This window comes from Treponema phagedenis (assembly GCF_008153345.1).
GTDB lineage: Bacteria > Spirochaetota > Spirochaetia > Treponematales > Treponemataceae > Treponema > Treponema phagedenis.
The window spans coordinates 1,738,763-1,753,403 of the sequence record NZ_CP042818.1 but is presented as its reverse complement, the minus strand read 5'-3'; the positions used below and the strand labels follow the sequence as shown (position 1 = coordinate 1,753,403).

10 protein-coding genes are annotated in these 14,641 nt (G+C 41.9%); 3 read left to right on the top strand and 7 right to left on the bottom strand.

What is annotated here, in order from left to right:
• Nucleotides 1-8 precede the first annotated feature (8 nt).
• On the top strand, nucleotides 9-1,187 hold the full coding sequence (locus tag FUT79_RS07715) for a hypothetical protein (RefSeq protein WP_024752597.1): 1,179 nt from the start codon (nucleotides 9-11) through the stop codon (nucleotides 1,185-1,187).
• A gap of 543 nt (nucleotides 1,188-1,730) precedes the next feature.
• Here FUT79_RS07715 and FUT79_RS07710 read toward each other — a convergent pair.
• The 7 genes from FUT79_RS07710 to FUT79_RS07680 all read right to left on the bottom strand — a co-directional run bounded on the left by FUT79_RS07710 (nucleotide 1,731) and on the right by FUT79_RS07680 (nucleotide 8,240).
• Nucleotides 1,731-2,357 (bottom strand): tetratricopeptide repeat protein, encoded by a 627-nt coding sequence (locus tag FUT79_RS07710; protein WP_081718746.1) that lies wholly within the window; start codon nucleotides 2,355-2,357, stop codon nucleotides 1,731-1,733.
• A gap of 309 nt (nucleotides 2,358-2,666) precedes the next feature.
• Nucleotides 2,667-2,930 (bottom strand): hypothetical protein, encoded by a 264-nt coding sequence (locus FUT79_RS07705; RefSeq protein ID WP_004266538.1) that lies wholly within the window; start codon nucleotides 2,928-2,930, stop codon nucleotides 2,667-2,669.
• A gap of 15 nt (nucleotides 2,931-2,945) precedes the next feature.
• A complete protein-coding gene (locus tag FUT79_RS07700) occupies nucleotides 2,946-3,542 on the bottom strand; it encodes a hypothetical protein (protein WP_044634553.1) in 597 nt (198 codons plus the stop codon).
• A 6-nt stretch (nucleotides 3,543-3,548) separates the two neighbouring features.
• Nucleotides 3,549-5,558: a flagellar filament capping protein FliD gene (gene fliD / locus FUT79_RS07695; protein ID WP_024752594.1), complete on the bottom strand. Its 2,010-nt coding sequence runs from the start codon at nucleotides 5,556-5,558 to the stop codon at nucleotides 3,549-3,551.
• A gap of 37 nt (nucleotides 5,559-5,595) precedes the next feature.
• Entirely contained in the window at nucleotides 5,596-5,955 is a 360-nt protein-coding gene (locus FUT79_RS07690) for a flagellar protein FlaG (RefSeq protein WP_081718745.1), read from the bottom strand.
• Nucleotides 5,956-6,173: 218 nt separating this feature from the next.
• Complete coding sequence (locus FUT79_RS07685; protein ID WP_024752593.1) at nucleotides 6,174-7,031, bottom strand: flagellin N-terminal helical domain-containing protein; 858 nt, start codon at nucleotides 7,029-7,031, stop codon at nucleotides 6,174-6,176.
• Between the two features lie 348 nt (nucleotides 7,032-7,379).
• The gene (locus tag FUT79_RS07680; protein WP_004266532.1) at nucleotides 7,380-8,240 is read right to left on the bottom strand and encodes a flagellin N-terminal helical domain-containing protein; all 861 of its coding nucleotides are present in this window, start codon (nucleotides 8,238-8,240) and stop codon (nucleotides 7,380-7,382) included.
• A gap of 610 nt (nucleotides 8,241-8,850) precedes the next feature.
• On the opposite strand from FUT79_RS07680, the gene FUT79_RS07670 reads away from it, so the two are divergent.
• Both FUT79_RS07670 and FUT79_RS07665 read left to right on the top strand, forming a co-directional pair.
• Nucleotides 8,851-10,434 carry a YifB family Mg chelatase-like AAA ATPase gene (locus tag FUT79_RS07670; RefSeq protein WP_148889468.1) on the top strand — a complete coding sequence of 528 codons (1,584 nt, stop codon included), beginning with the start codon at nucleotides 8,851-8,853 and terminating at the stop codon, nucleotides 10,432-10,434.
• Between the two features lie 130 nt (nucleotides 10,435-10,564).
• Nucleotides 10,565-14,608: a FlgD immunoglobulin-like domain containing protein gene (locus tag FUT79_RS07665; protein ID WP_148889465.1), complete on the top strand. Its 4,044-nt coding sequence runs from the start codon at nucleotides 10,565-10,567 to the stop codon at nucleotides 14,606-14,608.
• The last annotated feature ends 33 nt before the right edge of the window (nucleotides 14,609-14,641 follow it).

Here is a 14,641-nt window from a genome sequence, read left to right as displayed (position 1 = left end):
AGTATACAATGAAATTAAAAAAAAATCTTAAGATAATCAGCGTTGCCGCAGTTTTTTTTATAACCGCAACCGTTTCGCTTTTTGCGGATTTTATGACATCCCCGACGTGGGGCTATGCGCTTGATTTACCCGAAGGTTTTCGACTGGTGCAAAAAGAAGGCAATTCACGCTATTTATTTCAGTCCGAAATACTGCCGGTAGACGTGCAAATTGCCCTGTATCCCCAAACTCAATTTAAAACAATTGATGAGGCTGCGCAGCATATTTTCACACAACTGTCTGCGAAAAAGCAGATCACTTCTTTTATATGGCGGGATAAACCCGCCCTCAACGCAACCCTGTCTTTTACCGCAGATAATAAGCAAATGACGGGCAGACTGTTGACACTGCAGCTTGCCGACGAAAAAGGCTGGTTGGTACTGTTAAGTTACTGCGAAAAAGAAGCGGAAAAACGCTGCGAGCCGCTGATGCTTTCCGCCTTGGATGCGGTTTTTACCGACGGAGCCTCATTTTTTACGCCCGGGCCGATAACAACCGCAGCCTATCCGAAAAAAGGTTTGGAAAAAAAGACGGTTTCTTTTCACGAATCAAAAATATCCGTTCTTTTTGATAAAAATGACGGGCAGGCAAATCAGGCGGTTGTTGACAGGGAATTTTCTATTTTAACGCTGTACCGCCAAAATCCGGAAAAAGTACAGGCTGCTTGGCAGCGCTATTACCGCATGATATATCGGGACGCGTGGGACAGACTTGCTCAGTTCAGTTTTGCAATAGGCACCGCACTTCCGAAAGAAGCCAAAAAAGATGCGCGAAAAACCGCCGCACGCATACTGACTTGGCTGCAGGGTTTTCAATACAAACGAAACCCAGCGGGCAGCGATTTTATCAATATACCCGATGCGGCTATCGAAAAAAAAGGAGACTGCGATGTACGCGGCGTATTGATGGCGGTTGTGTTACAACAGATGGGAATTGATACAATTCTTATGGTTTCGCCGCAAAAAAGCCATGCCCTCGCTGCCGTTGACTGCAAAGGCAAAGGGGCGCGCTTTCAATATAACAAAAAACAGTATTTGATTGCGGAAACAACCGCTTCAGTTGAAATCGGAAAAATTGCGGCAGACCTTGCCGACCCCGCCCTCTGGTTCGGGGTTGATTTTCACACACCGCAACCAAACGCAGAGTAAAACGGAACTGTTTTCAGAACGTTACTGCCGCTTAGTATCGTTTTTCTGAGAGCTTTAGCTTTTAATACTATGAATCATAAAAAAATTTTATAAAAAAGAGTCCCGGTTTAGTTTTTGACATCCGTGTCAAAAACTAAACCACGAGTTTTAAAGCTTCAATTTTACAGTTTTGTGTTGATGCTTTAAAACATCGTTTCTGTTTGGAACCACGGGCGTCCGTGCCCGTTCTGATTTTGCCGTCCGTGGCAAAAACTAAACCGTCTGCTTGGAACCACCGCCATCCGTGGCGGTTCTTATTGTAATTTTTGGATTTCTTATTTACAGTAGAGCTACGGTGGGTAAACTTACCATAGGGCGAAGTTTTGAAAATTTACTGTAACTTCGCCTACGAGTTTTAAAGCTTCAATTTTACAATTTACTGTTGATGCTTTAAAACATCGTCTGGAATATTGCTACGGTGGGTAAACTTACCATAGGAATGGTAAAACCGCAAGCCATAACTGTTAATGATTCAATTAGTATAACGGCAACTTAATCCTTACACTAACTTAAACGCCTGATACCTTCCGCCGCCTCTTTATAGTCGCCTTTCAGCCTGACCGCACGCTGATAGGCTTCCAGTGCCGCCTTTTTCTCGCCGGCATTTTCCCGCGTAATGCCCAGCCGGTACCACCACAACGGATTTGAAGGCTCGTGATGCACCGCCGCAGAGTATGCAATATCCGATTTCTGAAACCGTTTGGTAAGCCGGTAAATTTCTCCCACATAAAAATAGGCAATACTGATTCTCTCGCCGCCGGGAGCCATGTCAATATACTTTTCCATTTGCCGAAGAGACTCTTTATAATCGCCCAAAAAAAACTGAGCTTCGCCGAGCGTTTCTATAATCCGTACGTCATTTGCAATCTTCAACGCCTGATTACAGATAATCACCGTATCCGCATACCTGCCTTGCCTGAACAATGACCACGTATACACCGTATAAGAATCCATATTCTTCGGATTAGCTTGAAGTTCCTGTCTGCAAATCGCAATCGCCTGACTATAGGCTTTTTGCGCATCATCCCTTCGCCCCGCAGAATCCATACTGCGTCCGTTTCGGTAATACTTAAGCGCATCCGGCTGAGTTTGCCCAAACGCAAAATTAAAAGCAAACAAAAAACAAACCATGCACATCCAAAGTCTTAAAAATGAAAACCGCATTCGCATAAAAACTCCCGGACTTAAAAATTATTGTCTATCCGCGTCAACGCATACGCGCCGATTTCTCACTCGCACTATTTCTTGCGGATTGCCGTATACTAACACTAAAAAAAGATTATTGCAAGGAAATATAAAGAAAGATTTTGATACACAATGATACATCAAATACTCCTCCTTAGTATTGTCAAAATACAATAATGCAGGTTTAATAAGCGAAACTTGTTAAATCCGCACTGCTGCTTTTAGTTTTTTGAGAGTCTTCATAAGCGAGTGCTATTATTCGGGTAATTTATCTTCTTCCACAAGTCGATTCACTGATTTTTTTAAGTCTCTTAAAACGGAGAGTATGGGATAATCAACAGGATCAATTAACTTGATTTGTATTTCGTTGGACCCGGTCGGTGTTACTTCAACAACAAATTCAATTTTTCCTTTTTTAACTGATCCGAGAAACTGATAATGGGCTGTTGCCGAGAATTCTTTTCTGTAGTAAATAAAGGATGATTTTTTCTTGATGTTATCAATAGTTTTTACCAGCACTTGAATAACTCCGTTTTATATATGATGTATGGAAGATAGTCCTGATGCAAAATCTTTTACCAGAGGACCGAGCTCATATTCAGCGATATCTCCCGCCGTTACAATGTCATTTTCTTCTACCGCTTGTACAAGATCGGGCAGTAAGGGCGAAATTTCCGTTTGGTATTCTTCAATGGATTTTTCATGTATTTTTAACTGCGGATCTATCCCCGCAATGTCAAACAGTGTAAAGCAGTAATATAGTTTATTTAATAATTCGGAAAATTCACTTAACAAGTTAAGAGAGTTGTTTATTTCTCCCGATTGCATGTGCAACGGAATTTCTTTTAACTTTTCTGCAGTATCAATAAGTTGTGTGCAAATTGATTTTATCAATATTTTTACATCCTGTCCTGATAAAGTACTTAATTCTATTTTTATATCCGTATCAACCGGTTTATTAAAAAGATCATCCAATTCCTCGGGTAAAAGTTCTTTTCCGTCAACCAGTACCTGCGCAACGGTTGCCTTTGCTTCCTTGCATTGCAATTCAATAAACCCGAGTACCTCACCGATTGTTTTTTCATGTTCGATAGTATACTGCAGTATTTCTCCGTTTATCGTTATTTCCATACGCGCTTAGTTTCCTTTATTTTGATTTTGCAAAGATTTATTAAAATTAGTTATAGATTCGGACTGTTTTTGCAATGATCGTAAGGTTCCGTCCATCGCCTCATATTTATATTTTAAGTCTTTTTCCTTTTTATCAAGTTGTTTATCATACCCTTCTATGCGTTTTTCGGTTGCTCCTATTCTGGTACTTATGCCGTTTGCTTTTGTCGAAAAAATACCGCCTCGTTCCAAATACGGATTTAATTGAGTGTATAATTGATATGCAACGCCTTCGTCAACAAGCAAATCACCGTCCGTATCGGAGCCGAATAAACGCTTTACCAACTCCATGTTGTTTTTGAGAGCATCATCAAGCTTTTTTTCATCAATTTCAAGATAGCCGCGTAGCCGAGATGCTTGAATTCCGCCCCGCATCTCTGAATTGGTAGAAATTCCGATTTGAGCAAGACTTTTTATCGGGCTTTCGGGATCGGTAATGTATATATTACTCATATGTTGCCGCAAATTATTTTTAAGCGTAAGGAGCGTCATATCGTTTGAAAGACTTCCAAGCCGCTCTTCTTCAACCTTTCTTTCATCTTCGGAAAGATAGGTCAGTTCTTCCAGTATTTTGGACTGCGTCCCCTGAGCGGGTTTTCTTGCGGTAACAATATTTATTTCGGCAAGCAGCCGGTTGTATTTTGCAACAAATTCAATAACCGAAGTTTTTATCGCCTCAATATCCGGTTTTATCGAAATAGTTTCTTTTTTGTCGGTTTTGTCGTGTAAACTAAGCGTTACCGACGGAATCAAATCATTAATTTCATTTGTAGAGCGAGTAATTTGAATACCTTCAAAATTGATAATTGCATCCTGAGCCTGAGAAACGGCGGATACCGGCACATAATCACCGGAAACCTTCGGGTCAATAATTTTTATATTTTGAATAGAGAGATGTACATCGGCATTTGTGTTTTGAACGGAAAGAGCAGTGACATCCCCGTATTCGCTGAGCGGAATTGTAATTTTCTGCGGCTCGGTTGTGTCCGCGAGGGGCGGCATAGGAAGTGCAACGCCGCGTACCGATTCCAAAAATAAAAGGTCATAGCGACGCTGCTGAGCAGCCCCGGATTGCGGCGTATTTTCATCAGGAATACTGGGCGGGAGTCCTGCTTGGGATAATTCGTTTTTTACCGTTACTCCTTTAAACGAAACCTCCCCCGGAGTTTCATAGATAGGATTACCGCTTTCGTCGAGGGAATGTTCTTGTTGGGCGGAGGAAGCTTGCTGAGAAGAATTCAGCTGAACAGTACATTCAAGCACAGAACCGTCTTTTGCCCGCACCGGCTGGGAAAAAACGGCTTTTGCGGTACTTTGCGGCTGTACCTGAAGATTAACCTTATCCACTTGTACCGTAGCGGAATCATTCTTTTTTATTATTCCTGCCTGTAAAGCAAAAGACAAGGCATCATCCGAAAACTGCAGCCTGTTATCTTTTCCCGGTATCAAGGATTTAAAAAGAAGCGAGCGTGTTTCGGGGGTGGTTTTTATTTCGGTTACTTGCAAAAGCCCCTTACCTTTACTATTAACGCGCTCAATAAAATCTTTATAATTTCCGCCCTTCCAATTCACACTCAGTGTTTTATCTCCGATACCAAAGGTATACGTACCTTTCGGAATCTTATAATTTTTATCAATTTCAGCGGAAAGGAAGGCATCGGCTTCCGCTGTTTGCACCACGGAAATTTGGAAATTTCGCTCTTTTGCATCGCGCCCCGCTGTCGCGGATATGGCGGCTTCGTTTGAAGAAGATACAAGTTTTTCGGCAAAAGGATTGTTAAAAGAATATAAACTGCGTGCAACATCACGCAAATCAAGTGAGAATTTATTTACTGCGGCTAAAGATCCGCTTTGTATCTGATACGTTTTAAGCTGTTCCGCAGCCCTATCACGCGGAACACGCTCTTTTTTCATCAACGTTTCTACAAGCTTATCATATTTTCCGGTTCCAACGCCGGGGATACTTATATCAGACATATATTATTCCTCATCTCTCCGGCAGTTAAAACAAAAACTAGATTGTTTCGTCAAAAAGAAGACCGATTGTTTCCTTAATACGTTCCTGGAGTTTTTGGATTTCTGCTGAGGGGACTTCCCTAATAACCTTGTCGGTATTACTGTCAATAACCTTTACCACAACTTGGTCAATAGCCTTATTCACTCGAAATTGTAATTTTCTACCAAACATATCGGAAATTTTGCGAATACGCTCTATTGCTTTTGCCAGCTCTTCATTTGTCAAAGCGGGAGGAAATGCCGCTTTTTGGTCTTGCGTCAAGCTGACGGAATTAACTCTTGTCTTCGCGACTGCAGCTGCCGAATTTTCCGGCAATATCTGAGCCGTTGATGTTACTCCTTTTATAGCAATACTCATAGCAACCTCCTTGGTTCTTTTTGTCATCCTTGACATTGAGTTTTCTATAATATAAAAGCAGAAAAACTGCTTATTGTATTCAAACGGAAAAAGGAGGCGCAACTCCTTTTTCCGTTTAAAGGGGGTAAGAGATGACATCCGGAAGTCTCTTATACCTGTTCCTCGCTTTTTTGGAAAAATTCATCCTCTTTGCGTTCCAGGTTATCCCCCGTACCGATTCATTGCATCAGGCGCAATATCGCTTGCGGCTGTGTGTTTGCCTGTGCGAGCATTGCCATTGTAGATTGCTGCAGAATATTATTCTTTGTATAATCAACAATCTCCTTTGCCATATCCGTATCACGAATACGTGACTCTGCCGCCTGCAAGTTTTCCGCTGCAATGGCTATGCCATTATAAGCCATTTCAAAACGGTTCTGATATGCACCGAGATCGGCTCGCTGCTTATTAATTGTTTTTAGTGCATTGTCAAGGCTTCCGATAGCTTTATTTGCTCCGTCCACTGTTGACATGGAAATCATTTCATCTTCACCGCCCTGCGCTTCTCCGACAATACCGAGAGCAACAGCGGTCATTGTGCCGATAAAAATTTTCTCATTTTGATCCATGTTTGCACCGACATGTAGCTGCATCGGACCTAATTCTGAATTTCTGCCGAATCGTCCGGTCAAAAGATTCATGCCGTTAAACTGAGCTTGACTTGCAATTCTATCAACCTCATCAACAAGCTGAGAAACTTCAACCTGTATCTGCATCCTATCTTCAGCGGAATAGATTCCATTTGCAGCTTGTATTGCCAACTCTCTCAAGCGTTGTACGATATCAGTTGTTTCTGCTAAATATCCTTCGGTAGCCTGAATAAACGAAACCCCGTTTTGGATATTCTGTCCGGCTTGATTTAAGCCGCGAATTTGGCTGCGCATCTTTTCCGATACTGCTAAACCGGAAGCATCATCACCTGCGCGATTAATACGCATGCCGCTTGAAAGTTTTTCAATATCTTTTACAATCAAGGCACCGTTAATACCGCCTTGTCGCTGTGCAAACATTGCACTCATGTTATGATTAATAATCATATACCCCTCCATGAAGTTTTATTCCGGCTTCCTTGCCGGGATACTGATACTGTATGTTATTGCATGAATTAAGATTATTGCGCCTCTTATCATTTCAATAAAACACACAGTGTTGGTGATTCTATTTAAAATCACCAACACTGTGATACAGGGCTTCTTAAGGGAAATTTTTCAAAGATCAAGTTAAATAAAGAGAATTTTCTCCTTATTTACGACCATTATACTCCCTCGTTGACAAAAAAACAAGAGAGATCCAAACAATTTTTTGCCGCTTAAAGGCTTCCTATCAGTTAAAAGCTCTTTAAGAGCAAAAAATAGCCAAACTTTAAACCGAGCGTTTAAAGTCTCTTATCGCAACAGTGATAATACCAACTGGGTATTATTGTTTGCCTGAGCAAGCATTGCGGTACCGGACTGAGCAAGCACTTGATTTTTTGTGTACTCAACCATTTGCTTTGCCATGTCTGCATCGCGAATTCGTGATTCCGCCGCTTGAAGATTTTCAGCTGCAATATCAAGACCGATAACGGTATAGTTCATGCGGTTTTGATATCCGCCGAGGTCGGCTCGCTGTTTGTTAATCTTTTTTAATGCGGCATCAATTGTACCAATACTTCTGTTTGCGGAATCCGCTGTATCAAGGGTCATAATGCTTTCATCGGTAGCATCGCGAACTCCAAGCGCTGCAGCAGTCATCGTTCCAATGTATACGCGCATTCTTTGATCCATGTTTGCTCCGATATGGAACCACATTGATCCCGCAATAACATTTTCCCCTGTTTCGCGGGCAAAACGTCCGGTCAGCAAATTCATACCGTTAAATTGTGCTGAACTTGCAATGCGGTCAACTTCTGCAACAAGCTGAGAAACTTCAACTTGAATGTACATCCGATCTTCTGCGGAGTAAATACCGTTTGCCGCTTGAACAGCAAGCTCACGGATTCTCTGCATAATGTCGGTAGTCTCTTGCAGATACGCTTCGGTAACTTGAATAAAGTTAACGCCGTTTGATGCGTTTGTCGATGCTTGATTCAAGCCGCGAATTTGGCTGCGCATCTTTTCGGAAACTGCAAGACCGGAAGCATCATCGCCTGCACGGTTAATACGATAGCCGGAAGACAGTTTTTCAATGTCTTTGCCGATCGCATTGTTGGTAACCCCCAATGTTCGCTGTGCAAACATTGCGCTCATGTTGTGATTAATAATCATGATATTCCTCCATGGAATAATGTGTTTTCAGAAAACATCCTTGTTTCCCAGGAATTCAGACGAACTCCATTATCATTATCGGAGGTTTTATATAAAAACTTTAATACTTTTTTTAATACATCTTACCAAAACATAAAAAGTTTTATAAAAAAGAGTTCGACACGGCGCAAGGGCGAACCCTTGGAATTTCTACCTCCGCTTCTCCTACGAGTTTTAAAGCTTCAATGTTAGGCTTTTGTGTTGATGCTTTAAAACATCGTTTGGAATTTTGCAAGGGTGAGCAATGTACCATAGGAATACTTAAATCTGCAGTCCCTTATTGTTGATACCCCGATTTTTATAACAGGAAGTTAATTACAAAACACTACACTAGAAATTTCCACCTTTTTTCACATCATCTTAAAAAAATACAGAAACCTCTTTAAACATAAACATTAAGATTCAAACTATAAAACTTTCGGATTTTTATGGCAAATTAAATTTGTTTTTCAATAATAAAGAGAGATAAGAGATTTTGGCAAACTTATTGATTATCTTGTTTCAAACTAAAAAACCAAACCAAGATGAGTTTTTGCTATAAAAATTAGTGATCACTACTTGAGGAATCATTATGGAAATTATGAGTTTTTCTTCTTTTGGATATGAGGGAGAAATTGTAAAAGTAGAGGCTGATTTAAGAAGAGGACTGCCGATTATTGATATTGTAGGACTTCCCGGTTCAGCCGTAAAAGAGGCTCGGGAGAGAATGCGAGCGGCAATACGAAATTCAAACCTTATTTTTCCACAAGAAAGGGTGCTTATCAACTTAAGCCCCGCAAACTTAAAAAAAGAAGGCAGCGGTTTTGATTTACCTATTGCACTTTCGGTTTTAAACGCGGGGATAAGCGGCGGCGGAAAGGTGATGGCCATCGGAGAGCTTGAGCTTTCGGGAAAAATACGACCGATTCGCGGCGTATTAGCAGCGGTTTCAGCCGGTGTAACAGAGAATATCTTCTACTACATTGTACCCAAAGAAAACGAAGCGGAAGCCTTAATCACTAAAAATATCGAGGTATTTGCAGCAGAGAATTTACAGGAAGCGGTAACAGCTCTTGAGCTTATCTTACAAAAATCATCAATACAGGCTCCTATACGCAGCAGTAATTTTTCCGAAGAAAAAACACTTGAAATAAAATGGAACGGCTCCGCTGAAATGCCGGAAGAATCCTTTCCAGGCGGTTTTGAAGATATTATCGGGCAGGATACCTTAATTAAAGCCCTTGAAATTGCAGCCGCCGGCGGGCATAATCTTATTGCATACGGACCGCCAGGCTGCGGAAAAACTCTTTCACTACGGCGATTCCCCCTGCTTTTACCCGATATTGACATAGAAACCGCATTGGAGGTTACCAGAATTTACAGTGTAGCCGGATTACTGCCTCTGTCTGCGGATAAAGACATACTTATTACGCGTCCTCCATTCAGAATGCCACATCCGAATGCGAGTCTTGAAGGTATTATCGGCGGTGCGGGGAACTGTATGCCCGGAGAAATTTCCTTTGCGCACGGCGGCGTTCTTTTTTTAGATGAGGCAAGTCAATTCAAGCAGTCTGTGCTGGAAACACTGCGCGCTCCGCTGGAAACGGGGATGGTAACAGTAAGCAGGGCGGGAAGAAGCAGCACCTATCCTGCTGATTTTCAGCTTTTACTTGCAATCAATCCTTGCCCTTGCGGTAATTTCGGTACTGAAACTAAAGTTTGCACGTGCATGTTAAGTGCTGTTGAAAAATATTGGAAAAAGCTTACCGCTCCCCTACTCGACCGTATTGATTTACGTATTGAGGTGCAGTCGCCCGATACTAAAAAACTCATCTCAAAAAGCACCCATTCTACGAAAGACTTGCGCTTGAAAGTTGCAGCAGCTATTGAAAGACAGTGGCAGCGACACCGAAACAAGCGCATAGCGGCAAAATACAAAAATGCCTATCTTTTACCGGAAGAAATAACCAAGGTTTGTATACTATCCGCAGAAGCAAAAAGAGCCCTAGATGCGGCAGCCGAAAAAGAATCATTATCAGGCAGAGGAAGCCATGCGTTATTAAAAATAGCGCGTACTATTGCCGATCTTGAAGGAGAGGAAAAAATAGCTTCCGTTCATATTGAAGAAGCGTATACTCTCCGCAAATGGAGTCCAATTTTACCGGATTTTTTATAAAATCGAAAAATTACTAAACTGCAACCCTGATTAAATTTTAGATAGCAGGCGGAATAAAAATCTTAAAAAATAATTTTGGCGTAACATAAAACCTTTTTTTTTGTTATAATCATTAAAGGATATATATGCTATGGTAAATAAAAGAATTCTTGTTTTATTTCTGTTCTTGATTTATACGGTAGCGTTGGTGGCTGCGTATAATCCTCCCGCAGGCGGAGAATCTGTACACAACTTACTTTCAACCGACTTAGCGGCAAGACAGATAAGTGCTGCCGGCGATCCCTTTGATGATGGAGTACCGGCAGGAGCAGCTGTTAACCCCGCACTTATTGCGGGAGAGCAGCGTCCTATTATTGATGCCTCTTATTTAGCGCTTATCGGTTTTAAAGAGGATAAAAACTGGGGACATGTTATCAATTTAAGCGGTTTATATCCTGCTCGCTGGGGTGCAATTGCCGGAGGGATTCATTTTCTTACCTCCCCGTTTCCTGGCATTCCGCTCGGCACTGCGGGTTCTTTCAGGTTTTCTTATGCTAAAGATATAACCGATAAGCTATATCTCGGTACCGGAGCCTATGCAACTGTAGGGGCTGGCAGTACTTGGGGGCTCGGTCTTGATATCGGCGGCTTATATAAATTCGGAACACTCGGAATTTTAAAAGACGCTCGGCTCGGTATTTCTCTTACGGGAATGGGAAAACCGTATAACCCGAATACCGAAGGCGTAAAAGGAGAAGGATCCGACGGATATGCGGGAATGTTTACGCCGCACATAGGATTTTCCGCCTTGCTAGTTTCCGTAAAGCATTTTAAACTCGGCACTTCTTTTGATCTTTCCTTACCAACTTTTCAAAACCTTGTCTTTTCCACAAGTCTTCAGATGAAATTTGACGATGCCGTAGCATTAAAAACAGGGTGGACATTCAATCTTGTAGAAACAATTCAAAAAAAACAAACATATATTCCTTCTGTTGGTATTGCATTTCATGTTAATTTAGAGCCTAAGCGCAAGCAAAAGCCGGAAAGCTGGAAAAACAGCGAACTGCGCCCCGAACTTGCCTTTAAACCTTACAGCAAAAATATTTGGGCAATGGGCGCCGGTGTGAATGTACACGTAGGCATGAAGGACAATGAGCCTCCGGTCATTGTCCTTGATTATCCTACCGAACAGGCCTTTTCTCCTAATGATGATGGTATTCAGGACTCCCTTGAAGTGCCTATGACTATCCGAGACAGACGCTATGTTACTGCCTGGCAATGCAAAATAGAAGACAGCCGAGGAATCACTGTACGTGTTATCGAAAACAAGCAACCGATACGTGAATTACAAAATTTTAAAAGCTTTTGGCGTAATCTGACTGCTGCAAAAAAAGGTGTGTATGTTCCGGAATTCTTACGCTGGGACGGCAGAACCGATACCGGAGAGGTAGCACCGGACGGTAAATATTATTTTTCGGTAACGGCTTCGGATGATAATAATAACACGGCAACATCTCCTCGCTATGCGGTAACGCTTGACACGGAAAAACCTTCTATTGTTATTCAACCGCCGAAAGAAAAAGAAGACATGATATTCAGTCCTGACGGCGACGGAAACAAGGACACTTTTCTGATTCAACAAGCAGGATCATTGGAAGAAAAATGGCATATCACAATAAAAAATACGGCAAACAATACGGTATTTACCAAGACGCTTGAAAACAAGGTTCCGTCGAACTTCGAATGGAATGGAAAAGATACCGAAGGAAAGCTTGTCCCTGACGGCGTATACACCTATACAATAGCCGCAACAGATAGGGCCGGTAACAGCAATTCGGCAACACTTTCCAATATCATTGTTAACACCGAACATCAACGGGTGAATATCGGTATTGATACAAAAGCATTCTCACCGAACGGAGACGGAGTAAAAGATACCGTAAAATTATATCCCGATCTTTCAAATACCGCTAATTTACATTCTTTGAATATCGAAATTAAAAATAAATTAGGGAAAACAGTACGAAACTTTGCAAGAACCACTAAAGAATCCTTTTATTTTGACGGCAAAGATGATTCGGGAAAGATTTTACCTGACGGCAATTATCGGGCTATAATTACGGCAAAATATAAAAACGGATATGTGGCACAGGCACAATCTCCAACCTTTGTTTTAGACACAGTTCCGCCTACCGCTTCTGTACAGGCAACAAGTTCAATATTCTCTCCCGACGGAGACGGTAATTTGGATACGGTAACCTTTGCACAAAATTTCTCAAAAGAAGATTCATGGATCGGAGAAATTTATGCGACAAATAAAGCGGGAAAACTTACCGGAGAGCCTGTAAAAACGATTATCATCAGAAACTCTTTAAATGAGTATGTTTGGAACGGCAGAACCGATTCGGGAACCGCAGCTCCGGACGGCTTGTATGCGTATCGCTTATCGGGAATTGACATAGCGGGAAATAAAGGCTACTCAAATACCGCTATTGTTGAGTTAAATACCGAAAAAGCGGAGGTTATTTTATCTTCGGATATCACCGCATTTTCTCCGAACGGAGACGGTATAAAAGATACGGTGCGCCTCATACCAACGATAAAATCGAAAACAAAGATTGTGTCGTTCTCTTTAACAATAAAAGATTCAAGTGGAAAAAATGTACGCGTATTTGACGGCAACGGAAATCCCAAGCAGGAATATGTTTGGGACGGAAAAAATAGCTCTGCGGAAAAATGTACCGATGGACTCTATTCCGCAAAACTCAGTGTGCAAATGGAAAACGGACAAGAAGCTACTTCAAAAATAGATGCAATTACAATAGATACCGAATATCCGCAGCTGGAAATTTCCGTGCCCTATTTAAGTTTTAGTGCAAAAGAGGAGTCAAACCGCCCGACATTGCCGATAAAGCAGCATTCTTCTCACGAAGATTTGTGGACGGGAATAATTTCCGATGCAAAAAATAATCCCGTGAAAAAATTAACATGGGCGGGTAAAACCGAAAACTTTACTTGGGACGGCAGCGATGATGCGGGGAACAGAGTTCCGAACGGCACGTACTCTTACACTGTTTTCGCAACAGATGCAGCGGGAAATGCCACAAGCAGAACTCTCAAAGGTATTACGGTAAATTCCACAGAGCCTAAGCTCTATATTACCTACGCACTACCCGCCTTTTCTCCAAACGAAGACGGGATAAAAGATGTACAAACTTTTTCGCTGCACCATAATATGGGTAAAAATGTCAGCGATTGGTCGGTTTCAATAGTGGCAGCAAGTGGAGAAATTATCCGCACGTGGAATAAAAAAGAGACGGGGGAACTTCCCTCCACACTGGTATGGAACGGACTGGATAACAACAAAAAGCCGCTAGCCGGTAAGTTTTTTGCAAAAGCAAAGATAACAACCGTTGCAAATGACAATGCGGAAGCAAATACCAGTACCTTTGTGTCGGTTCTTACGCCTCCACAAATCGACGTAAGCTTATCGCCGAAATATTTCAGCCCGGACAATGACGGCATCGATGATGAATTGTATATCGGCTTACGCGTATCAGCTCCGGCAGGTATTGCAAAATGGGTGTTTGAAATTCATGAGCCTGAAGATGCCGGTTATAAGCTTTTCTGGAAAACAAGCGGTTCAGAAAAAATCTCCGATAAAATAATCTGGGACGGAAGGTCTTCAGTAACCGGTGAAACAGTGCAATCGGCAACCGACTATCCGTTTACCTTTACGGTAACCGATACTACCGGACTTGTCGGAATCTATAAAGGCTTCATTCCGGTTGATGTTCTCATTATCAGAGACGGAAATCGGCTCAAAATTGCGGTTCCTTCAATTATTTTCCGTAAAAATGAGCCTGACTTCCAGGATTTGCCGCAAGTAACGGTAAATAAGAATTTGCAGGTTCTTAAACGTATTGCACAAATACTGAATAAGTTCCCTGATTACAAAATCCGGGTAGAAGGACATGCAAATACCACAACCGGTACATTGAGGGAAGAAAGAGAGTACTTACTTCCCTTATCTGAAAAACGTGCAGAAGCAATTCGCCAATATCTTATAGAAAATGGCGTTCGCGCTTCCCGCCTGACTGCAGAAGGCAAGGGCGGCACCGAGCCGGTAGCGGATTTCACCGACAGAAATAATTGGTGGAAAAATCGGCGGGTTGAATTTATCTTAATTAAGTAGTCCCCTTGAAAAGGGCTTTTTGATGTGTTTTGC